This is a genomic window from Fodinicola feengrottensis, from assembly GCF_010993775.1.
In the GTDB taxonomy this organism is placed as follows: Bacteria; Actinomycetota; Actinomycetes; order Mycobacteriales; family HKI-0501; genus Fodinicola; species Fodinicola feengrottensis.
The window spans coordinates 68,445-88,785 of record NZ_WOTO01000020.1 but is presented as its reverse complement, the minus strand read 5'-3'; the positions used below and the strand labels follow the sequence as shown (position 1 = coordinate 88,785).

At 67.3% G+C, this 20,341-nt stretch carries 23 protein-coding genes and 8 pseudogenes; 8 read left to right on the top strand and 23 right to left on the bottom strand.

What is annotated here, in order from left to right; all coding sequences use genetic code 11:
• Positions 1-33: 33 nt before the first annotated feature.
• Positions 34-1,137, top strand: a complete 1,104-nt coding sequence (locus GNX96_RS19790) for an MFS transporter (RefSeq protein WP_279580874.1) — start codon at positions 34-36, stop codon at positions 1,135-1,137.
• A complete protein-coding gene (locus tag GNX96_RS53335; protein WP_279580873.1) occupies positions 1,092-1,466 on the top strand; it encodes a hypothetical protein in 375 nt (124 codons plus the stop codon). Before GNX96_RS19790 ends, GNX96_RS53335 begins: the two co-directional genes overlap by 46 nt.
• Positions 1,467-1,503: 37 nt before the next feature.
• Here GNX96_RS53335 and GNX96_RS64135 read toward each other — a convergent pair whose 3' ends face one another.
• From GNX96_RS64135 to GNX96_RS64120, 20 genes and pseudogenes are all read right to left on the bottom strand, one after another.
• Positions 1,504-1,680 (bottom strand): alpha/beta hydrolase, encoded by a 177-nt coding sequence (locus GNX96_RS64135; protein ID WP_163569226.1) that lies wholly within the window; start codon positions 1,678-1,680, stop codon positions 1,504-1,506.
• Positions 1,671-2,237: a hypothetical protein gene (locus tag GNX96_RS19780; RefSeq protein ID WP_279580872.1), complete on the bottom strand. Its 567-nt coding sequence runs from the start codon at positions 2,235-2,237 to the stop codon at positions 1,671-1,673. The genes GNX96_RS64135 and GNX96_RS19780 overlap by 10 nt, the downstream gene beginning before the upstream one ends.
• Positions 2,238-2,296: 59 nt before the next feature.
• Positions 2,297-2,356: pseudogene (locus GNX96_RS64130) on the bottom strand (hypothetical protein); the annotation flags it as partial.
• A 103-nt stretch (positions 2,357-2,459) separates the two neighbouring features.
• On the bottom strand, positions 2,460-2,873 hold the full coding sequence (locus GNX96_RS19770; protein WP_163569223.1) for a hypothetical protein: 414 nt from the start codon (positions 2,871-2,873) through the stop codon (positions 2,460-2,462).
• A gap of 160 nt (positions 2,874-3,033) precedes the next feature.
• Entirely contained in the window at positions 3,034-3,663 is a 630-nt protein-coding gene (locus GNX96_RS61235; protein WP_313885714.1) for a phytoene desaturase family protein, read from the bottom strand.
• Positions 3,664-3,758: 95 nt separating this feature from the next.
• A pseudogene (locus GNX96_RS64125) lies at positions 3,759-4,031 on the bottom strand (phytoene desaturase family protein); the annotation flags it as partial.
• Positions 4,028-4,531 (bottom strand): FAD-dependent oxidoreductase, encoded by a 504-nt coding sequence (locus tag GNX96_RS61230; RefSeq protein WP_313885713.1) that lies wholly within the window; start codon positions 4,529-4,531, stop codon positions 4,028-4,030. The gene GNX96_RS61230 and the pseudogene GNX96_RS64125, both read right to left, overlap by 4 nt.
• A 33-nt stretch (positions 4,532-4,564) precedes the next feature.
• Positions 4,565-5,209, bottom strand: a complete 645-nt coding sequence (locus GNX96_RS53330) for a glycosyltransferase (RefSeq protein WP_279580871.1) — start codon at positions 5,207-5,209, stop codon at positions 4,565-4,567.
• Positions 5,210-5,279: 70 nt separating this feature from the next.
• Positions 5,280-5,465 (bottom strand): annotated as a pseudogene (locus GNX96_RS53325) (glycosyltransferase family 2 protein); the annotation flags it as partial.
• Between the two features lie 167 nt (positions 5,466-5,632).
• Positions 5,633-6,538: a carotenoid biosynthesis protein gene (locus GNX96_RS53320; RefSeq protein ID WP_279580870.1), complete on the bottom strand. Its 906-nt coding sequence runs from the start codon at positions 6,536-6,538 to the stop codon at positions 5,633-5,635.
• A 31-nt stretch (positions 6,539-6,569) separates the two neighbouring features.
• A complete protein-coding gene (locus tag GNX96_RS19750; protein WP_279580869.1) occupies positions 6,570-7,118 on the bottom strand; it encodes a GNAT family N-acetyltransferase in 549 nt (182 codons plus the stop codon).
• A gap of 43 nt (positions 7,119-7,161) precedes the next feature.
• Entirely contained in the window at positions 7,162-7,788 is a 627-nt protein-coding gene (locus tag GNX96_RS19745; protein WP_279580868.1) for a monooxygenase, read from the bottom strand.
• A gap of 107 nt (positions 7,789-7,895) precedes the next feature.
• Positions 7,896-8,383 (bottom strand): annotated as a pseudogene (locus GNX96_RS19740) (YbaK/EbsC family protein).
• Positions 8,384-8,457: 74 nt separating this feature from the next.
• Entirely contained in the window at positions 8,458-9,084 is a 627-nt protein-coding gene (locus GNX96_RS53315; protein ID WP_279580867.1) for an FAD-dependent monooxygenase, read from the bottom strand.
• A 2-nt stretch (positions 9,085-9,086) separates the two neighbouring features.
• Positions 9,087-9,545, bottom strand: a complete 459-nt coding sequence (locus GNX96_RS53310) for an FAD-dependent oxidoreductase (RefSeq protein ID WP_279580866.1) — start codon at positions 9,543-9,545, stop codon at positions 9,087-9,089.
• Between the two features lie 299 nt (positions 9,546-9,844).
• Positions 9,845-10,204: a hypothetical protein gene (locus GNX96_RS53305; protein ID WP_279580865.1), complete on the bottom strand. Its 360-nt coding sequence runs from the start codon at positions 10,202-10,204 to the stop codon at positions 9,845-9,847.
• A complete protein-coding gene (locus GNX96_RS53300; RefSeq protein WP_279580864.1) occupies positions 10,185-10,493 on the bottom strand; it encodes a PadR family transcriptional regulator in 309 nt (102 codons plus the stop codon). The genes GNX96_RS53305 and GNX96_RS53300 overlap by 20 nt, the downstream gene beginning before the upstream one ends.
• A gap of 81 nt (positions 10,494-10,574) precedes the next feature.
• Entirely contained in the window at positions 10,575-11,339 is a 765-nt protein-coding gene (locus GNX96_RS53295) for a glucosamine-6-phosphate deaminase (protein ID WP_279580863.1), read from the bottom strand.
• Positions 11,336-11,722 (bottom strand): annotated as a pseudogene (locus tag GNX96_RS53290) (GntR family transcriptional regulator); the annotation flags it as partial. The pseudogene GNX96_RS53290 and the gene GNX96_RS53295, both read right to left, overlap by 4 nt.
• Before the next feature lie 208 nt (positions 11,723-11,930).
• Positions 11,931-12,104 (bottom strand): annotated as a pseudogene (locus tag GNX96_RS64120) (GntR family transcriptional regulator); the annotation flags it as partial.
• Positions 12,105-12,465: 361 nt separating this feature from the next.
• Here GNX96_RS64120 and GNX96_RS19720 point away from each other — a divergent pair.
• Positions 12,466-12,780, top strand: a complete 315-nt coding sequence (locus tag GNX96_RS19720; RefSeq protein ID WP_163569221.1) for a hypothetical protein — start codon at positions 12,466-12,468, stop codon at positions 12,778-12,780.
• Positions 12,781-12,918: 138 nt separating this feature from the next.
• Here the strand turns inward: GNX96_RS19720 and GNX96_RS19715 are convergent, their stop codons facing one another.
• Both GNX96_RS19715 and GNX96_RS19710 read right to left on the bottom strand, forming a co-directional pair.
• A complete protein-coding gene (locus GNX96_RS19715) occupies positions 12,919-13,221 on the bottom strand; it encodes a hypothetical protein (protein WP_279580861.1) in 303 nt (100 codons plus the stop codon).
• Positions 13,163-14,173: a DUF6119 family protein gene (locus tag GNX96_RS19710; protein ID WP_279580860.1), complete on the bottom strand. Its 1,011-nt coding sequence runs from the start codon at positions 14,171-14,173 to the stop codon at positions 13,163-13,165. The genes GNX96_RS19715 and GNX96_RS19710 overlap by 59 nt, the downstream gene beginning before the upstream one ends.
• Positions 14,174-14,573: 400 nt before the next feature.
• On the opposite strand from GNX96_RS19710, the pseudogene GNX96_RS19705 reads away from it, so the two are divergent.
• Positions 14,574-15,402, top strand: a pseudogene (locus tag GNX96_RS19705) (aldo/keto reductase).
• Between the two features lie 139 nt (positions 15,403-15,541).
• Here GNX96_RS19705 and GNX96_RS19700 read toward each other — a convergent pair.
• Positions 15,542-15,943 (bottom strand): hypothetical protein, encoded by a 402-nt coding sequence (locus GNX96_RS19700; RefSeq protein WP_163569218.1) that lies wholly within the window; start codon positions 15,941-15,943, stop codon positions 15,542-15,544.
• A 70-nt stretch (positions 15,944-16,013) separates the two neighbouring features.
• Here GNX96_RS19700 and GNX96_RS19695 point away from each other — a divergent pair, with 70 nt between their 5' ends.
• From GNX96_RS19695 to GNX96_RS61220, 4 genes and pseudogenes are all read left to right on the top strand, one after another.
• Complete coding sequence (locus tag GNX96_RS19695) at positions 16,014-16,952, top strand: LysR family transcriptional regulator (protein WP_163569217.1); 939 nt, start codon at positions 16,014-16,016, stop codon at positions 16,950-16,952.
• Positions 16,953-17,207: 255 nt separating this feature from the next.
• Positions 17,208-17,453: pseudogene (locus GNX96_RS53280) on the top strand (VOC family protein); the annotation flags it as partial.
• Positions 17,454-18,262: 809 nt separating this feature from the next.
• Positions 18,263-19,477, top strand: a complete 1,215-nt coding sequence (locus GNX96_RS61225) for a DEAD/DEAH box helicase (RefSeq protein ID WP_313885710.1) — start codon at positions 18,263-18,265, stop codon at positions 19,475-19,477.
• Positions 19,390-20,334, top strand: a complete 945-nt coding sequence (locus GNX96_RS61220) for a hypothetical protein (protein WP_313885709.1) — start codon at positions 19,390-19,392, stop codon at positions 20,332-20,334. Before GNX96_RS61225 ends, GNX96_RS61220 begins: the two co-directional genes overlap by 88 nt.
• The last annotated feature ends 7 nt before the right edge of the window (positions 20,335-20,341 follow it).

Genomic DNA, 20,341 nt, shown 5'->3' with positions numbered 1-20,341 from the left:
CAGACGGAATACCGTCCCGCCCGGAAGGCCCAGATGGTCACCACCGAAGCCGAACTGCGAGCACTCTCCGACCAGGCGGCTCATCGCATCATGAACCAGCAGGGCACCGCCAGCGGCCGGCGGGCCGGTTGGCTGATGATCTCCACGATCCTCATCGAGGCGTGGGACCTGTACGCGATCGCGTTCCTGCTGATCTTCATCAAGAAGGACTTCGGCAGCGATCCGGTGTTGTTGGGCCTCGCCTCCGGCGCAGTCCAACTCGGTGCGCTGTTGGGCTGCTTTATCGGCGGCTGGGTCGCGGACAAATTCGGCCGTAAGAAGGTCTTCATCGTCACGATGATCATGTTCATCGTGCTGGCGTTGGCGCAGGGCTTCTCCGGAAACCTGTGGGAGCTGATCATTATTCGCTTCCTGCTGGGATTCCCGCTGGGCAGCGACATTTCCTCCGGCTACGCGTACATCATGGAGGCGATGCCGCGCGGCAAGCGTGAGGTGATGGGCAACCGCTGGCAGGCGATGTTCGCGATTGGCGAGGTGCTCGCGATTCTGGTGGTGTTGGGCCTTTACCTGACTGGCATCGACCACGAACTGCTGTGGCGGGTCGGCCTGGCGCTGGGCGCGCTGCCCGCTCTGACCCTGTTGCTCGGCCGGCTCACCATCAGTGACACTGCGCTTTCGCTGATCCAACGGGGCAAATTCCGGCAGGCCAAACAGGTGTCGCAGAAGATGTTCAGTGACTCGCTGGAAATGCTGCCGGACGAGGATTTCCACATCAAGCGACCGAGCACCACCGCTTTCCTCAAGGACATGTGGGCGGACCCCATCCGGCGCCGGGCCAGCATTTTCGGCTGGATTTCCAACGCCGCCCAGGGTGGCGAGTGGGGTGCGTTCGGGTTCTACCTGCCCAGCATCCTCGGAGTGGTGGGGGTCGCCAGCGCGACCACACATTTCGTTGGATACAGCCTGATCAACGCCCTGATCTACAGTCTCGCGATCGTCAGCGGCCTCGTCGGCCCGCTGATCACCCCCCACGTATCGGCCACCGCGGCATCGCCCAGTGGGGCTTCGGTCTGGCCTTTGTTTCGCTGCTGGTGGCCGCTTTCGCGCTGTGGGTCAACTGGCCGTGGCTGCTGCTGATCGCCGCCATCGTGATGGTTTGGGGCCACTACTGGGATGCGTCCAACGGCATGACGGTCACGTCGATGATCGCCCCCACCCGTTACAAGGGAACCGCCTCCGGGTTTGGCTACATGTTCGTGAAACTGGCCGCTTTCATCACCCTGTTCCTGTTCCCGATCATGCTGAGTTCGCTCGGCAACGCGCTGGCCACCCTGATCGTGTCGTTGATTTCGCTGGCTGGATTCCTCGCTGCCCGTTACATCCTCCCTGAGGTGTATGGCTACGTCGAGCAGGAAGGTGGCCGCGCGATGGAATCTGTCGGCGACGGCCGGCAAGCCACCGCCTGATCGTACGAACAAACAGCGGCGCCGCTGTTTTTTGTTGTTAGGACCGGGTGAGGTACGAGATCTCCGCGGCAACCGTGCTGGGGCTATGCGCTGGCCAGGCCGCGTGTCCGTCGCCGTCCCATCGCACCAGGGTGCTTCCGGGCAGCGCCCGATGGACGTTTTCGGCCCATGGCCTCGGGGTAGCGACATCGTACGCTCCGGAAGTTAGCAGCACCGGCGGGAAAGAAGCTGGCACCCGCCACTGATGGGCGGCGTCCAGCGAGCCGGGGTCGGCCAGCCGGCGCAGCCGCTCGCGATGTCCCAGAACTCCGAGTAGCCGCGCAGAGTCGGCGCCAGTGCGCGTACTTTCGCCGCTTCGGCCGGAAACTGGCTGGCGGCAACTGCTGGCACCGGAATGTCCTGGCAGATGATCGCGCGATAGAGCGGATAGTCCCCGTTCTTCGCGGAGGTCAGTTGCGTCAGGTCACCCATCGCACCGGTTTGCAGGGCCCGCTGGATCCCGGTGGCGACCGGTCCGAAGAACGACGAGTCGTTGAGCCCCGTGTCGATCGCATTCGCGATTTCTTCGGCGCGTACGGGCCGGCCCTGATCTTTGATCCGGCCGGCGTCCGCTTCGGCCAGCAACTGGCTCACGGACTGCCGGAAATCCTTGCCGTGCAAAGCGCGGCTCGCCGTCGCGTCGCACCACTGAGCCAACCGTCCGACGCCGTCCTGGACCGCCAGCGCGTCCGTCTCCACCAGCCGCTGCCACGGCTGCGATCGGTCGACCACACCGTCGCACGTACGCGATCCGGGAACAGCTCGGCGTAGCTCTGAGCGAGCATCGTGCCGTACGAGACGCCGAGGAAGCTGACTTTCTGTTCCCCAAGCTCAGACCTGGCCAGGTCCATGTCCCGCGCCACACTCGCGGTGTCCAAAAAGGACGAGATCGGGCCGGCGGCTTTCACGCACTGCGCGCCAAGCTTCGCGTTGCTGGCCACTAGTGCCCTGGATTCAGCCTGGTTGCTGGGAAAACTTGGAAACGGTGTGGTCGACTGGCATCGGGCAGTTGAGCGCTGGGTTCTGCCCGGTGCCGCGCGGCTCGACCGCGACGATGTCGAACCGGTCGCGTAGTGTCCGCGGGAAGTAGTATTCCCGTGCTTGCGCACTGGTCAGATAGCCAACTTCGCCCTCGCCGGGCCCGCCAGGATTGAAGAACAGTGTGCCGATCCGCTCGCTGGGCTTGGCGGCCGGCAGCCGGGCCACTTCAATGGTGGTCACCTTGTCTGGGTGCGCCCAGTCGACCGGCACCGCTATCTGTCCACATTGGACAGAGTCGGTACCGCACGACTTCCAGTCAATGGCGGGGCTCGCGGCCGAGGCGATCGCCGGAGTCATCGCGACGGCCGCCGCCAGAGCGGCTGCCAAGGTCACAGTTTTCGTCAGTTTCATCGTGATGTGGTGCTCTCCTGCTCGGATTTGTGGTGCTTTTGAGCGTAGTGACCGCCTGAACTGCTCCACATGATCTGTCGGGCTTACGTCGATCATTCGGGGGAGTGAGAGCTGTCCGCATTCCCTGTCAGGGATGTCACCGATGTTTTTCGGACCCGACAAGCCCGGCGGTGAGCTGAGCGGACAGCAGGACCAGCGGCAACCCGCCGCCCGGATGCGAGGAGCCACCGACCAGGAAAAGACCGGGCACCACGGATTTGTTGGCCGGCCGGAGAAAAGCGGCCCGTGCCCCGTTGCTCGAAGTGCCGTAGATGGCGCCACCGACCGCGCCGGTACGGTCTTGCAGGTCTGCCGGCGTGATGGTTTTCGCGAACCGTAGGCGATCGCGTACGTCCAGACCTCGGTCGGCCAGTTTTGCCAGCAACCGCTCGGCATATCTGTCCGCCAGTCCTGGTTCGCGCCAGTTCACCTGCCCCTGCCTTGGCGCGTTCACCAGCACGAACCAGGCCTCCTGGCCGGGCGGCCGTACGGTGTCGTCGGCTGGATTGCTGATGTACAGCGTCGGATCCGGTACTGGCCGCGCGGCGGGACCGAAGACCGCGTCGAACTCGGCGTCGTAGTTTTCCGGAAACAGCACGGTGTGGTGGCCGAGGCCGAGCGTACGGCCGGACAAACCCAGCAACAGGACGAAACCGGAGAGTGACCGGGACGCTCTTCGCAGTTTCCGGAGCTCTCTCGGAAGCGGCAGCAGGTCACGATAGAGCACCTCGGCGTCGGTGTTCGCGACGACCGTACGAGCCGAGATGACCTCACCTCACCGTCGGTCAGCCGGACGCCGGTGACTCCGTCTGGAGTGACAGTGATTTTCTGAACGTCCGCTTGCGTTCGGATTTCGACGCCCAGAGCCGTACAACGGTCGACCAGCGCGTCGGCGATTTTCCGCAAGCCACCCTCGACGTACCAACCGCCGTAGGTTGTTTCCATATACGGGATGGCGGCCAGCGCGGCTGGAGCGCGGCGCGGATCCGAACCGGTGTAGGTCGCGTACCGGTCGACCAGCATCCGCATTCGTGGGTCATCCAGGTAGTGCGCGGCGAGCGAGCGCAGTGACCGCCAGGGTGCGATGGTGGTCACATCCCGGATATTCTTGGTCTGTCGTAGGAGATCCAGTGGACCGTCGACAGTGGACTCCAGGAAAGGTCCACGGCTGGCCGCCCAGATGTTCTCGGCACGGCTGAGAAAGGCATTCCACTGTCGGGCCGAGCCGGCGCCGAAAGTGTCGTCGAAGGCCGCGTCTCTCGCGTACTGGTCGGCACGGCACGCATGGCGAGCCGCGTCCCGTCGGCGAACCGGTAGTCGGCGATCGGGTCCAGCCGGCGCAGTCCCAGCGCGGAGGTCACTGGCTCGCCGGTCTCGTCGAACAGATCTGCCAGCACCTGCGGGAAAGTGAGCAGGCTCGGCCCGGTGTCGAACCGATATTCACCGTCCGATGTGGACACTTGGATCAGCCCGAGCTTGCCACCTACCTCCGCGGCCCGCTCGCAGACCGTGACGTGATGCCCGCCGGCGGCCAGCCGGGCGGCCACCGCGAGGCCGCCGACCCCGGCGCCGACGACCACCACGCCGGTCGTCACACCAGCCGGCCTTTCCATTGTGTTTTTCCACGCTTACGCCAAGAATTCGCGGTCAGCGCGACCAGTGCGGCGATCGAGGCCGGATGGGCGAGGGTATCCGGCCAGACTCGGCCGCCGGTGGCGCGGGCGGTGACCACCCGACCGGCGACGCCGGCGAGATAGCCGATCAGGCCAACGGGGTTGCCGGCCCAGCGCGGCGACCGCGGGCAGCACGTACATGCCGGCGAGGGCGGCGGTGACCGCCACCGCGCCGGCCGGCGATCCGAAGGCCGCCCGCAGTGATTTTTCATAGCCGTCAACGATTTCGGTGGTGCCGGTGTACATTCGGCAGCTGGCCAGGCTGGTACCGTCCACCACCACTCCGCGGCCGCCGGCCCGCTTGACCGCCCGCAGCAGGGCCACATCCTCGATGATCTCCATCGCGACCGCCTGGTGGCCGCCGGCCTTGTCGTACGCGCTCCTTCTTACCGCGAGCAGTTGGCCGTTGGCGGCGGACAGAGACGGACGCGGGGAGGTTTCGGCCAGCCGTAACGGCAAAAACGTGAGCCAGGACCACTGCAACAGGGGCTGGATGAGCCGTTCGGCCGTGGTTTGGGCTATCTGTCGCGGATAAGGCGAAATGAGGTCGAGGCCGGTGGAGCGCATCAAGTCCACAGTGGACTCGATCGCGTGCGGCATCAGCAGCACCCACATCGGCGTCGACGAAAACCAGGATCTCGCCGCTGGCATGCCTCGCCGCCTGCGCGCAGGCGTGCGGTTTTCCCAGCCAGCCGGTCGAAAGCGGATCACCGGTAACGAGCCGTACGCGTGGATCGCCGGCCGTTGCGGCCCGGACCATCTCGGCCGTACGGTCCGTGGAACCGTCGTCGAGGACGACGATCTCGATGTTTTCCGGCGAGGACTGGGCCAGCAGCGACCGCAGGCATGGCTCCACTCGGTGCTCCTCGTCGCGTACCGGCAGGAGCACCGAAACTCTCTCCCGCAGCGGCGGCGGGTTCTTCGCCGGCCGCCGTAGGAGCGCGGTGTTGACGATTGCGTGCGCGGTCGCCGCGATGGCGGCCGTCGTCCCGGCGGCCACCGCCCACCGCCAGCCGCCGCCGCTCACCGGCCGTGCGTTCGTACGAGGTGGACCGCCAGCGGCACCGCGACCAGGCCCATCGCGACCGCTCCGGCCAGCGCCGACGCCGGCAGCCCGAGGAAGACCGCGTGTGCGAGGACGGACGACGCGTACGTCCATATATAGAGCGCCATCATCGGCGTATCCGGGCGGTTGAACGCGCGCTTAGGTGTGTGTTGGGTGGGGTCTTTATACGTGACGTCCAAACCCACGTACCCACCCCCCGCCCTTTTGGGTGGGGGCAACAATGTCACCTCGGTACGACAGTTTCGCACCGCACCTGCCTCCCGCTGCACAATCGGATTCCGATTGTCACGGTCCGGAGCGTGCCGAACGGTGTTCTTGTGACAATCGGATTCCGATTGTGCGGACAGCAGGGTCATCAGAACCAGGGCCACGGCTAGCCAGCCGGCGTAGTTGGTCAGCGGCACCGAGGCAATGCCAGGCAGCGCCGGCGAAGGGTGCAGCCATCGCCAGTGGCCGGCGGCCACCATTTGCGGGTCCAGGAACACGTCCCAGCTGGCCAGCGCCCAGCCAGCGACGCCTGCCCGCAGCCAGCGTGAAGAGCGGATCAGGCGGCCGGCGACCAGCCAGGCCGGCCATGCCATCATCGTCCACGCGAACGGGATGACCAGCGGCACGCCGAGCAGTCGCGGCCCGAGTGTGCCGGCGTAGACGTACGACCCGAAAGGCCAGCCGGTCGCGACGCCGATGGCCTCGACCGCGAAGCCGCCGCCAGCGGTGACAGCGACCAGAACAGCCGCGAAACTTACTCCACGGGTCGCCGCCGCGTGCGTGATCGACGTGGCCGCGAACAGCAGAACCGTAGCAACGGTAAGAAAATTTCGTACGGTGCCGCTGGTCAGTGGATAGCAGATCTGCGCGAGCACGGTCGCTCCCGCCAGCGCCCAGACGGCTGCTCTACGCGGAGGCACTCGGCGGCGGCGAATCGAACGGGAGTAGCCGCCCGAGCACCCCGAACGGCCGCGCGTCACCCGGAAAGAGGTAGTTCCGCAGCACATCGACGAAACCGAGCCGGCGATAGAGCCGCCACGCACGGGTGTCGCCCTCCGGCGTGGACAACAGCACCGAAGTCGCCTTCACGCCGTCCAGCAGCGCCCGCAGTTGCGCCTCACCGAGGCCGTGACCCTGCGCGTACGGCATGACGTGCAGCTCGACGAGCTCGAAGCAGTCCGACAGCCAATAGCGCGCGGCCGGCCGGTCCAGGCCGGCCCGGACCTGCTCGTGCCACCACTGGCCGGGGCCGCTGTGATAGCCGTAGCCGATGCCGACCAACCGCCCGGTGGCCGGCTCGATCGTCGCCACCGCCCGGAAATCGTCGCGTTGGGCGTGCCCGGCCACGAAACCTCGGCGACTGCCGATCAGGCCGGGGGAGTAGCCCATCGCGGTGACATAGACGCGCAGCACGTCGTCGAGCCGGCGAAGGAACTCGCGGCGGTCCCAACGCACCAGCTCCGTGCTTATCTCTTCGGGGGGTTCACTCTGCTTGCTTTCATGTCACCGGATCCGCACCACGGAACGTACCAACCGAGTCGAGCACACCGAACCTCGCGAACAATTCTTCTTCCGCATACCAGCCTTCGCGGTCCTTACGCGCCATCACGGCCTGGTGCGGCGCACCACGATACGCGAAAGCCGTCAGGTCATCGGCGTTTCGCCACACGGAAATCGTGCCCTGGACGCCGACCGGGATCTCGCTGACGCCGAGCGCGGCCAACAGCCCGTCCCGGCCGGCGATGTCGGCGGCCACCGGTGGGATCGCCCGCCAGAACTTCGGGACCTTCGCCGGCACCAACCGGGACCGGGTCAGCGCCACCACCTTGCCCTTCCAACGCGCTGGTTTTGGTACGCCGAAAGGGGCTCGGCCGGACCAGCGACCGCGGGACGACAGCGGTGTGAGCCGCAGCCGCCATTGTTCGCTCGCCACCCGCCGCCACGACCGCACCACCTGGGATTCCTCGAATTCAGCCGCGTCGCGCTCGCTGCGCCAGGTCGCCAGCAGGCCATACTGTCGTACGTCCACGTCACGCAGCGAGAAGGTCCGGTCGTGAGTGGTGCCCAGCAGTTTCCCGAACCGCAACCCGTTCGTCCGCCGTACCGGCCCTCGATGGGTCGCCATCCGGGCCGCGGCGGCGCCGGCACCGATCGCGCCGGGACCCGCCAGATGTGCACGGTGACCAGCGGTGGCACCGGATCGGGTTCGGGCAGGTCGCGCACCCGCCCACCTTACGTGTTTGGTGACGCCACCTGTGCGGGCATGCCCCCGGTGAGCGCGACCAATTCGTCAAAGGTGGTGGGGACACCGACTGCGGCACGCCGGCGGCCGCCCACACCTGGTCGTACTGCCGCAGATCCGCATCCACCAACGTCCGAATCGGCGCCGGGTGTCCGAGCGGCGCGACGCCGCCAATGACCTGCCCGGTGTGCTGCCGGACGAAGTCGGCGCTGGCCCGTTTGATCTTCTGTACGCCCAATTTCTCGGCCACCGCCGCGGTGTCCACCCGGTGCGCGCCGGACGTGAGCACTAGCAACGGTTGGCCGTCGGCGTCGAAAACCAGCGAGTTCGCGATCTGGCCCACCTCAATGCCCAGCGCCGCCGCGGCCAGCGCGGCAGTGTGGACGGCCTCCGGGAGGATCTTGATCTGCCCCGGCGCACCGGCCTCAGCCAGCGCCGCCGCGATCTTCTGCACATTGGGATGGTCGTGCGAGCTCATACCCGCCAGCGTACGACCGCAGGCAACGGAGATTCCCGCCGCGTCCCGCTGCCTGCGTGAGGTGCAGGCGAGAGTTACCGGGTGGGGAGGATGGCGGACTCGTCGACGGGGGCGTCGAAGTCGATCCGGTAGTCCACCTGCCAAGCCATCCGCTCCGGCTTGGCCATCAGCTTCATCACCGTCGGCATGGTCAGGTCACGGAACACCCGCGCCACCGGACCGGCGGCTTTCTCGCTGCTCGTACGTGCGCCACCGGCGATGATCCGCTCCACCCGGGCCCGCCGAAGTCGTTCGTACGCACCGAAAGCCGCTTCGGCGGTCGGCAGGTCACGCAAGCAGCGGGCCAGCTGGATGGCGCTTTCGACCGCGATCGACGCGCCCTGCCCGGAGCTGGGTGACGTGGCGTGCGCGGAGTCGCCGACCAGCACCATCGCGCCGCGGCTCCAGGTCGGCACGGTCGGCAGGTCCTCCAACGCGCCGACGATGACCAGGTCTGCCGGCCGTACATGCCGAAGGATTTCCGGCGCCGCCGTCCGATCCTGCGCATAGAGCTCACGCAGGATCCGCAACCACTCGTCGCCACCGATCGCTCGTGCCTGCCCGACCGTCAGCGGCTTTTTACTGGGTACGTTGGCGAACCAGCCCGCCTGGCCCTGCTGGTCCACGCCGTACGCGAAGAAAGCCCGCTTCCCGTAGCTCATGTTCATGGAGCCGTTCGTGGATGCCAGTTTCGGGCCCATCGCGGGCCGGCCGGCGATGCCGAGGAGACCAGTGAAACGCGGGCTGGGAGCCGCTGGGTCGATGATCGACCGGACCGTCGATCGGAGGCGTCGGCGCCGATCAGGATGTCCGCGGACGCCTGGGTGCCGTCGGCGAAGGTGGCGGTGACCCCGGTTTCGGTGTTTTCGGCCCGTACCAACCGTTTGTTGTGCTCAATCTCGATGCCATGGCTGGTCGCCGCGTCGTAGAGCACGCGGTAGAGGTCGGCGCGCCACACCGTCTGGATAAACGGTGGGCCGGCCGGATCGCCGAATTCGGCGAGCTTCTTGCCGGTCCAACTCTGGATGACCATCGTCGACACCGGAATCGACACGTCGACGATCGCGTCCTTCACGCCGACCAGGTCGAAGGCGTTCAAGCCGTTGGTCGCGAGGCCGAGCATGCCGCCGACGCCGTCCGTCCGCAGTTTCGTCGTACGCCTCGAAAACTCGGGCCTGGATGCCCACTTTCCGCAGTGCCATCGCGGCCACCGGTCCGGCGATCCCGCCGCCGATGATGATTGCTGTTCTTACGTCAGACATGTTTCCCCTTGGGGTGGGTTCGTGAACCTGCCCGGGAAAGGGAGCCCAGCTAGACTTGCGGTGCCACCTCGTGGCTGGGATCCGCTCACGCGGTTTCGGTTCGAGGTCGAGGACCTCGGCGCTGGTGCTGCAACACCGGCGTCGAGGTTTTTTTTCTTTGTCAGTCGGGTGTGCTGCCCCTCTCCGCGAGATCGATCAGTTCCTGCGGTGCCTCGCCGGTCAGGTGAAAGGCCCGCCAGTCGTCCAGGTGCGGGAAGGTGCCAGTGGTCAGCTCGGCCAGGAACGCCCGTACCCAGTCGGCCTCGGCCACTCGGATCGCCAGCTCATATTCGGACTCGACCAGGAAAAGTCGGGGAATCTCGGCGGCTTCGCGCAGCAACTGAGCGCGATCGGCGGCGAGCTCGGTGTCCAACAGGTCGAGCCGCTGCTTGAGCAGCCCGATCGTCTCGTCCGGCCCGAGGGCGCCCAGCACCGACAGTGCCGCGGCGAACCGCAAGTGCTCACGCTCGGGACTCGACACCAGTTCCCGCCCCAGTCGCGGAGCTCTCGTCGCTGCCGGCATCGGTGATGGCGTACACCGTTCGCTCCGGCCGCCCGCCCTCCCGTACGCTGCCCGTCGCCGCCACCAGCCCGTGTTTTTCCAGGTTTTGTACGACTGTGTAGAGCGAGCCCCACTTGATCGGCATGTCCCGGTCCTTGCCGCGCTCGCGCAGGATCGACGCCATCTCGTACGGGTGCATGGGCCGCTGGGTGAGCGTCGACAGCACCGCCAACGCCAACAGGTTTCCCACCCTGCGCCGTTTCGCCATCGCCAGTCTCCCTCGTACCCGAATGCTCGTACACGAGTATACGGTGACGAGTAAGCACTCGGCAAGCGGCGCCTGGGGGGCTTAAGCGGAAAGGCGGTCGCTCTCGCGGGCGGAGGAGTCGCTCGGCTGCCGCCCGGCGGCGGCGGCGTCGGCGAGGACTTCGGCGTGCGGGTGGGAGCGGATCAGTGAGGCCGGTACGTGTTCGGACACCGGGCCATGCAGCGCCTCGTGCAGAATCTCGGCCTTTTCCGCGCCGGTGGCGATCAGCAGCACCTCGCGCGCCTCCAGAATCGTGCCGATGCCCTGGGTGACCGCGCGGGTCGGGACGAACGCGTCGCTGTCGGTCCAGTAGCGCTCGTTGGCCTGCCGGGTTCGGCGGTCCAGCTCGACCACGCGGGTCCGGCTGTCGGCCGGGCTGCCCGGCTCGTTGAAGGCGATGTGGCCGTTACCGCCGATGCCCAGGATGGCCAGGTCGACGCCACCGTACGAGGCGATGACCTGTTCGTACGACGCCAGGGCGGCAGGTGTCGGGTCGTGTGCCGGCAAGGTGTGGAAGGCGGTGATGCCGGTCGGGGCGAGCAGGTGTTCGTGCAACCACGCCCGAAAGCTGGCCTCGGTGTGGTCGTCGACGCCGGCGTACTCGTCCAGCTGGATGCCCTGCACTCCGCGCAGGTCCAGCTGCCCGGTCTGGCTGCGGGCGACGATCTCGCGGTAGACCGGCAGCATGGTCGAGCCGGTCGGGAAGGTGATCACCGGCCGCGGGTGCTGGGCCAGCACTTCGGCCAACCGGTCGGCGACGGCGCCGGCCACTTCGGTGGGGGTGTCGAATATACGGAGGCTTTTCACCGGATCTCCTTGATCAGCCCGTCCGCGGTGTCGGTGACCGTGAGCGGGAATCGGTGCGGGTGCTGCGAGGAATAGGTGACGCACATCGGCAGCCCGGTCGCGTCGAAGGTGGTCTGCTCGACTACCAGTACGGCGGCCGGCGCGGCCAGCCCGAGGATGTCGGCCTCGGCTTCGTCGGCGAGCCGGGCGGTCACCAGGCTCGTACTGCGGGCCGGCCGGAAGCCGAACCGCTGGGTGAGGGTGGCGAAGAGCGACCCGTCGCCGACGCCGGAATCCAGCAGGCCGGCGCCGACCGCCAGCGTGAGATACGCGTTTTCGACCAGCACTGGGCTGCCGTCCAGGGTCCGCACCCGGTGCAGCCGTACGACCGGGCTCGCCGGGGGTGATCCGGAGCGCCTCGGCGACCGCGTCGCCGGACGGGGACAGCTTGACCAGGTGCGTGGTGGTGCCCGGCTGACGTCGGTGCTTGCGAGCCAGCTCGGTGAAGCTGAGCAGCCCGTTGAGCTCCACCGGAGCCCACGTCTCGGACAGGAAGAAGCCTTTGCCGGGAGCGCTGTAGATCCGCCCCTCGTGCATCAGCTCGGTGAGCGCCTGCCGGACGGTGATCCTGGAGACGCCGAAAGTCTCGATCAGCTCCCGCTCGGATGGCAGCCGGTCGTGGGGCCGCAGCTTGTCCGCCTGGATGCGGGCGACGATCCGCTCTTTGAGCTGACGGTAGAGCGGCACCGACGACTGTCGCTGCAACGCCTGAACCGCCGCTTTCATGCGTTCAGTATGACCTGTCATAACAGGTGATGGCCGCGAACGTGACCGGCGTCGCTAGACCAGCTCCGGCCTCAGGGGGTAGACGCGTGACCGGCGGGGCTCGGTAGGGTCGCTGGCCACATTGGGGCTGCGGTCGCGATCGCGCGTGGCGAACTGCTCAGGTTGGCGTACGCGTTCGGATATTTGTTGGTTTGCGGCCGAAGATGCCGAGCTTTCGCGCTGACGCCCGACGGCGCGATCGATGACGAATGTCCCGAGAGAACTATGGCGAATTGCATCTATCCTGACCCGGTTTGCGCCACCTATCGTTCTCGTGCCCTAGCCCTAGCAAGGTAGGAATACGAAGGAAAGTGAGTCCCGGATGCGCAAGATCTTGGCCGCATGCCTGGTCGCCGGAAGCGTTTTCGCTCTGGCCACGGCAACGGCGTCACCAGCCGAGGCGGCGACGTACTCGCCCCAGGGATCCCTCCCCTGTCGGGAATACAACGACGCGCACGGCAGCGCCTTGGCCGGCAAGTGCTGGGACTTGCCCGCTCCTAACACCGTTTTTCGTATTCAGGTGGACTGCACTGACGGCGCGGTCGAGGACGGGAACTGGGCGCCAGCCTATTCGTGGTCCGAGGCTTACTGCTCCGGAACAGCCACGGTCACCGGCCACTGGTACGAGACGATGTAGTCGGTGCGTGCTCAAACAATTCGGTAGCGCTAGACCGTGCCTCCCGCTCTGGGGCGGTTGAAGCGCAAATTCCGGGTCGACCAATGCCGTACGACCCGGAATTACGCTCAAGACATTCCAGCGGACGCAACGTCACAATCAGGCCCCGACGGTGACGGAGCGGGGGCCTACGCGGCGAAGGCGCGGACGATGGTGTGCCGGGACCGGCGGTCGGCCGCGCGTGGAGACCAGTCGGTGCAGGCCGAGCTGCATCATGGTGGTCAGCGTGCTGTCCTCACCGCGGGCCAGCGCGGTCAGGAACTGGTTGTGGATCTGGTGCCACGCGCCCCGGTAATAGAGGTAGCGGAACTCCGGCAGCGCGATCTCGGCGACGATCCAGTGGTCAGCCGGCGCGGTCAGGGTCAGCTTGGGCATGCCGGGCCGGTCGGTCTCGTTGGTCACCCGGATGGTGCCCTCCCGCAGCGCCGCGCAGCGTTGATCGATCGGCCGGCACGTCGCGGAGCCCGGCGTGGATGTCCTCGACCCGCAGGTCGTCCCGTTCCCCGCTCTCGACGGTCCCGACGGTGAGCCCGTACGAAGCGGACTCCAGGTAGCCGGCGGGGTTGTCCAGGCAGAGGTCATGGCGCCAGCTGAGCGGCGCCTCCGGGCGCTCGCCGGCCAGCAGGGCGGCCAGTTGCTCGTCCAGCGCGCCGGCCAGCGGCGAGTCGGCGGCCAGTGGGCGTACGTGCGTGACGAAGTCGAGCTCGGGGTGTTGCGGCCCGTACGCGAGCATGGTGGCCACCGCGCGGATGTCGGCCAGCAGCGTCACCGGGTTGGCGACGATGTCCAGGATCAGGCCGTCGGTCCCGGTGGTGCCGGCGGAGCGAGTGCCGTTGACCGGCACGCGGGCCTCCCGCAGGTGGCGCTCCAGTCGCGGTACGACGTTCTCGAAGGCTTCCATGCTCGGGCGCGGCGAGCGCAGCGCGGCCCGGATGGTGTCGTCCACCTCCGGCTGCGGGGCGGCGGCCGCGGCGTACCGGAGGCCGAAGCCGCGGTCGATCTGCGACTGGTCCAGCAGTCGGCGGCCGAGCGGCCCGTACGTGAAGGCGTAGCTCTGCCCGTCGAGGACGAGCAGGATGGCGCAGCCGGCGCTGCTCGCCGACAGGTCGACGCCGAAGCCGGTGAGGACGGTCGCCGCGTCGCACCATTCGGCGGCGTGCCCGCTGACGCCGCGGATGACCAGTCCGTCCGCGGTGCCGATGGACACCGTGTCGACGGCGAAAGCCGGATCGTTGACGTACTGCTCGGAGAGGCCGCCGTAAAGCGCGGTGCGACTGTGGGCCGGCAGGTCCAGGCGGTACAGGGTGCCCTGCTTCCGCCGCTCGCCGGTCATGCGCGGTGCCGTACCTACCATCGCATCGACTCCCGTCTCTGCGTACTCACCTACTAACGGTGAGTAGTTCCTGCCGCCCTGTGGATCCTGTCTCGTTGCCAGCCTCGCGGTGGCGTAGACAGGGATCGGAGCGATGGGAAACGGCATCTTTGCCGGTGGTGCACTTTTCCGGCGGGCGACGTGTCGCCCAGTGAGAGCATCGTCGCTCCCTTGTGGTGATCGGACGATATCAGTGCGTCATCCGGGCTCGGCAGGGACCCAACCATCGGAGATCATCCGGTGTCAAATCCGCCGGTAGCGCAGGTTGGCGGAGGCTCGCGTGACCTGGTGGAAAGCGGGCACCCCGGCGAATGTGGGCCAGGCGTGGTCCGCGAGTATCGATACCGGGCGCGTTTCGTCCGGGAGAGGACACAGGTATCTGATGAGCGGCATTCCTCGACTGAAGCTCAACAACGGTGTGGCGATTCCGCAGCTCGGCTTCGGAGTTTTCCAGGTGCCGCCGGAGCAAACCGAGAAGACAGTGACCAGCGCACTGGAGGCCGGCTACCGCAGTATCGATACACACGCCGGTTATCGGAACGAGGCTGGGGTCGGCGCCGCGGTGGCGAGATCCGGTCTGCCCAGGGGCGAACTCTTCATCACCACCAAGCTCGCGAACGGTGACCAGGGCTACGACCAGACGCTGCGTGCTTTTGACGACAGCATGGGCAAGCTTGGCCTGGATTTCGTCGATCTCTACCTGATCCATTGGCCGCGGCCGGACCGCGACGAGTATGTGGCCACCTGGAAAGCGTTCGAGAAAATCCATGCCGACGGCCGCGTCCGCGCGATCGGCGTGTCGAACTTCCAGCCAGTGCACCTGCGCCGGCTGTTCGACGAGACGGACGTCGTGCCAGCGGTCAACCAGATCGAGCTGCACCCCCAGTTCATCCAGGCCGAGCTGCGCGAGTTCCACCGTGAACACGGAATCGCGACAGAAGCATGGAGCCCGCTCGCTCAGGGTGCGGTGCTCGGCGTACCGCTCCTCACTGGAATTTCCCAGAAGTACGGCAAAACGCCCCGCTCAGGTGGTGCTCCGCTGGCATCTGCAGCTCGGCAACGTGGTGATCCCCAAGTCAGCCACCCCGTCCCGGATGCGGGAGAACCTCGACGTCCTCGACTTCGAACTCGCCGACGATGACGTGGACGCGCTCTCGTCGTTGAACACCGACACGCGGACCGGACCCGACCCGGACACCTTCACCATGTAGGGCGGCGGAGGTACGAGGCAATGGGTGGCTTTGGCGATGTCCTGGTCTCGGGGGCTCGGGCCGGTCGACGGTGCTGGTCGCGGGGTGGTGTCATGGACGACAACATCCGTCACGGGCAGCAAAAGTGTGGAGCGCACCGCTAGAAGGTGGTGACCGGGGAGGCGTGAGCGAGGCCGGCGAGGGCGACGTGGGCGTTGTCGATCGAACGTGCTGGGCCGACCATCAGGGTGAGGCGGGCTCGGGACAGCCATTGTTCGGCCGTACCGGTTGCCGCTTCGATATCGCCAGTGAAGGGACCTTCCACGATCGCCTGGTCAGCACGGGGGCGCTGGGTGAGCGCGGTGGCGACGCTGCCCATCGCGTTGTCGAGTGCGGTGATGACCTGTCGCAGAGCCCCGATCGTCGCGTACGCATCCGTGCCGGCCGCAGCGCCGCGCCGTTGCGCGCGCGCGACGGTCAGTGCGTCGGCGGCGTACCGGATCAGCGTTTCTGAGGTCATGGTTTCTGGGGATCGCAGGTGCTGCTCCGCTTTGGTGGTCATAGGACAATTCTCGTCCCGAGGGGGATTCAAGGGAAGTTACTTATTCTGAATTCTGCTGTAGTTTGACTGCATGACGATCGATCCTGGGCGGCTGTTGATTCTGCGGGCGGTACGTCGAGCCGGCGGCGTTCAGGCGGCCGCCGGGCTGCTGCATGTGACGCCGTCGGGCATCTCCCAACACCTGGCGAAACTGGAGGCCGAGGTCGGCCTTGACCTGGTGGACCGCTCCCGCCGGGGCGGTGGCCGCCCGCTGTGCCTCACCGCGGCTGCGGCTGGGCATCGGCTGGCCGACGGCGCCGAGCGGGTCGCGGACGCGCTCAGTGCGGCCGAACGCGACCTGGACGAATTTCGTACCGACGTGTCTGGGCCGCTGCGTATCGGCGGATTCTCGGTGGCGATCACCGAACTCGTGGCGCCCGTGGCGATGCGTCTGGCGGTCACCGACCCGACCCTGGACCCGTGCATCTACGAGCTCACCGAGGCCGAGGGACTGGCCCGGTTGGGCACCGGTGACCTTGACATGTTGATCAGCGAACGGCTCGGCCCCGGCGACCCCGAACGCCCCGCCGGCGTGGTCGAACGTGACCTGATGCCGGACCCCTACCGGGTGATCGTGCCGGGCGTCCTGGCCAGTGCTCACCGACGCGGCCGAACTGCTGGCCAGGCCGTGGGTTACGACGTCGTACGACATCCTCTACCGGCGGGTGCTCGTCGACGTCTGCGAGAGGCACGGCGTCACGCTCAACGCGCACAACATCGGCACTGGTTCGGCCGCCACCCTGTGGCCCTGGTCGCCAACGGACTCGGCGCAGCGATCATCCCGGCCCTGACGCTGAGCCAGAACCCCACCCCGAACGTCCGACTCAGTCGCGGCGTCATCGACCCCGGCGGCCGCATCATCTCGGTGCTGTTGCCGGCCAACCGCGCCAGCGCCGCGGCCGACCGGTTCGTCGCGGAACTACGCCGCTACGCCGCCAGCGGCCGGGCTGAGGAGAACCCCCTCGGTTAGGTATCCGCTGGGCAGACCAACCACGCAGTACGAGTGGCCTTCTGTGGCGAGTCGTTCGATGACGTCCTGACTGCCGCCGAGTTACTGGTCCGACAGCCACGCCATAAGCCAGACTGGTGGAATGAAATCCCGAACTGGTGGCATGTGGTGGGGAACGACGATTGAGGCGCCCGATCCCAGCGGTCTGGCGAAGTTCTACTCCGAACTCCTCGGTCTACCGATTGGACACGAGGAACCTGGGACGGCCATCGTCGCCGGTTCCCCGCAAGGACGTTTTTCGTCTTCCAACAGGCGGACGGCTATCGCCCTCCCGTATGGCCTCCCGTCGACGGGAAACAACGGCCGATGATGCACTTCGACTTTCAGGTCGGTGATCTGGACTCGGCGGTCGCTGACGCGGTGGCGTTGGGTGCCACTCTGGCGGAGTCCCAGCCACAGGAAAACGTACGAGTGCTGTTTGATCCGGCCGGCCACCCGTTCTGTTTGTGTTTCGACGGGTGAGGGCCTGGTTGAAGCGGGTGGCTGCTGCGGAGGTGAGTGGCTTGGTTGGAAATGGTGTTTGCGGTGGGGGTGAGGGCCTTGGTTGGAAGTGGTGTTTGGTGCGGAGGTGAGCGCCCTGGTTAAGGGCGTTTTCTGCGAGGGGTGCGGCGTCTCGTCTACCAGCCATCGAAAAATCCCGCCCCCGCCACCAAAGAGCGGTGGCGGGGGCGGGATTTTTCGATGGTTACTGCCGATGCGCCCTGTGTTTCTGGCGCCTTCGGCGCGGGCGCGCCGTCGACTACGGCTACGAGGGTCGGCCTGGCGGCCGATGGCGCCGGACGGGGTTGGGTCCCGTACAAAGTTGACCAACTTTGGTTTAGAGGTGACAGTCCCGCGCGGGGGTGGGGACGGCGGGGTTGGGTCCCGTACGAAGTTGACCAACTTGATGGTGAAGGTGACAGTCCCGCGTGGGGTGGGGACGGCTGGGTTTGGGTCCCGTACGAAGTTGACCAACTTGATGGTGAAGGTGACAGTCCCGCGTGGGGTGGGGACGGCTGGGTTTGGGTCCCGTACGAAGTTGACCAACTTGATGGTGAAGGTGACAGTCCCGCGTGGGGTGGGGACGGCTGGGTTTGGGTCCCGTACGAAGTTGACCAACTTGATGGTGAAGGTGACAGTCCCGCGCAGGGGTGGTGAGGTCAGCGGGTTGGGTCCGTCGAAGTTGGCCGGTTGTGGTTGGAGATGACGGGTCCGCGTGGGGTGGGCGGGGAAAGTGTCGGGGGTGGCGACCAGTATCGGGGGTGGACGGGTTGGGTTGAGAGGATGAGCGTGTGACTATCAGTGCTGAGCTGCGAGAACGGGCGCAGGCCCAGTTGGGGACGTTGGCCGGGCCGCAGGCGTTGCTGCGGGACGATCAGGCGGCGGCGATCTCGGCGCTGGTCGCTGACCATCGTCGCTGCGTGGTGGTGCAGCGGACCGGGTGGGGCAAGTCGGCGGTCTACTGGATCGCGACGGCGTTGCGTCGCGCGCAGGGTTATGGACCGACCTTGGTCGTCTCGCCGTTGCTGGCCTTGATGCGAGACCAGGTCGGCGCGGCCCAGCGCGCCGGCATTCACGCGGTGACACTGAATTCGTCCAACTTCGACGAGTGGTCCTCGATCGAGGCGGAGATCGCCGCCGACCGCGCCGACGTGCTGCTGATCTCGCCGGAGCGGCTGAACTCGGCAGGGTTCCGATCCCGGGTGCTGCCGAATCTGGCACCCCGCCTTGGCATGCTGGTGGTGGACGAGGCGCACTGCATTTCCGACTGGGGGCACGACTTTCGGCCGGACTACCGGCGGATCCGGCAGGTGCTGGCCGGGCTGCCGGCGGCGACACCGGTGCTGGCGACCACCGCGACCGCCAACTCGCGGGTGATCGACGACATTTCCAGCCAGCTCGGCGACGACACGCTGACCCTGCGCGGGCCATTGGACCGGAAGAGCCTCGCCCTCTCCGTGGTCGACATGCCTAACGTGCCCGCGGCATACGCCTGGATCGCCGACGCGCTGCATGAGCTACCCGGATCCGGCATCGTCTACACCCTGACCGTGGCCGAGACCGAGCGGCTGGCCGCTTTCCTTGGCACCCAAGGACATCGTGCCGAGGCATATTCCGGCCGCACCGATCCAGAGGTCCGCGGTTCGCTGGAAAAAGCGTTGCTCGCCAACGATCTCAAGGCGTTGGTGGCCACGTCCAGCCTGGGAATGGGCCTGGACAAACCGGATCTCGCGTTCGTCATCCACCTCGGCGCGCGCCCAGTTCACCTATCGCTTATTACCAGCAGGTCGGCCGCGCCGGCCGCGCCTTGGACAAGGCGCGGGCGGTGTTGCTGCCGACCGCGGCGGACGCCAACATCTGGGCGTATTTCGACTCCACCGCCTTCCCGGCCGAGCGCACGGTCCGCCGCGTCCTGGACGTGCTGGCGAGCGCGGACCGCCCGGTCACCATCACCGAGCTGGAAAGCCAGGCCGAGCTGGCCCGCGGCCGGCTGGAGTCACTGTTGAAGGTGCTGGACGTCGACGGCGCCGTCGATCGCGCGGAGGGCGGGTGGATTGCCACCGGCGACGAGTGGGTCTACGACCGCGAGCGATATGAGGCGATTGCCGCCGCCCGGCGGGCCGAGCAGGCCGTGATGCGCGACTACATGGCTGCGAAGCGGTGCTTGATGCGGGCACTGCGGGAGTCGCTGGATGATCCGGAGGCGGCGGACTGCGGCCGCTGCTCGGTGTGTACGGGCACCCTGCCGGCCGCCGATCCACGGCCGGCCACAGTGTCGGCTGCCACCGATTTCCTGCGGTCGCAGACGATCGGGATCGAGCCGCGCAAGCGCTGGCCGTCCGGAGCTTCCCGGCGTGGGGCGATCCCGACCGAGCTCCGGCCCGAGGTCGGCCGGGCGCTCGCGCTGGGGGAGGACCCGGCATGGGGCGACGCGATCACCACCGCGCTGGCCGCCGACGAACCGGTGTCGCAGGAGATCCTGGACGGGATCGTCAAGGTGCTCAGCCGCTGGGGCTGGCCGCAGGGCCGGCCTACCTGGGTGACTTGGGTGCCGTCCCGGCGTCGGCCGCGGCTGCTGCCCGACCTTGCCGAGCGAGTTGCCCAGCTCGGCCGGATGCAGCTGGTGGAGGCCCTGCAGCCGCACGCCGGCAGCGCCCCCTGGCAGTCCGACGCCCCCAGTCAGGGCGCCGCCGGCATCGCCGCGCTGCGCCGCTGGACAGCGACCACTGCGCTGCCCGCCGGCCCGGTTCTCCTGCTCGACGACGAGTGCCGCTCCCGCTGGACCACGGCGGTCTGCGCCGCACTCCTGCGCGAATCCGGCGCCGGCCCGGTCTACCCCCTGGTCTTACACAAGATCCTTTAGGGCAGAC

Bases quoted from the DNA above. Each gene is read 5' to 3' on its own strand.
- GNX96_RS19790 (WP_279580874.1), top strand. From the start codon at position 34: ATGGTCACCACCGAAGCCGAACTGCGAGCACTCTCCGACCAGGCGGCT.
- GNX96_RS53330 (WP_279580871.1), bottom strand. From the start codon at position 5,209: ATGCCGCACGCGATCGAGTCCACTGTGGACTTGATGCGCTCCACCGGC.
- GNX96_RS19745 (WP_279580868.1), bottom strand. From the start codon at position 7,788: ATGGCGACCCATCGAGGGCCGGTACGGCGGACGAACGGGTTGCGGTTC.
- GNX96_RS53315 (WP_279580867.1), bottom strand. From the start codon at position 9,084: ATGAGCTACGGGAAGCGGGCTTTCTTCGCGTACGGCGTGGACCAGCAG.
- GNX96_RS53310 (WP_279580866.1), bottom strand. From the start codon at position 9,545: ATGCTCGGCCTCGCGACCAACGGCTTGAACGCCTTCGACCTGGTCGGC.
- GNX96_RS53300 (WP_279580864.1), bottom strand. From the start codon at position 10,493: ATGGCGAAACGGCGCAGGGTGGGAAACCTGTTGGCGTTGGCGGTGCTG.
- GNX96_RS19720 (WP_163569221.1), top strand. From the start codon at position 12,466: ATGCGCAAGATCTTGGCCGCATGCCTGGTCGCCGGAAGCGTTTTCGCT.
- GNX96_RS19710 (WP_279580860.1), bottom strand. From the start codon at position 14,173: ATGGTAGGTACGGCACCGCGCATGACCGGCGAGCGGCGGAAGCAGGGC.
- GNX96_RS19700 (WP_163569218.1), bottom strand. From the start codon at position 15,943: ATGACCACCAAAGCGGAGCAGCACCTGCGATCCCCAGAAACCATGACC.
- GNX96_RS19695 (WP_163569217.1), top strand. From the start codon at position 16,014: ATGACGATCGATCCTGGGCGGCTGTTGATTCTGCGGGCGGTACGTCGA.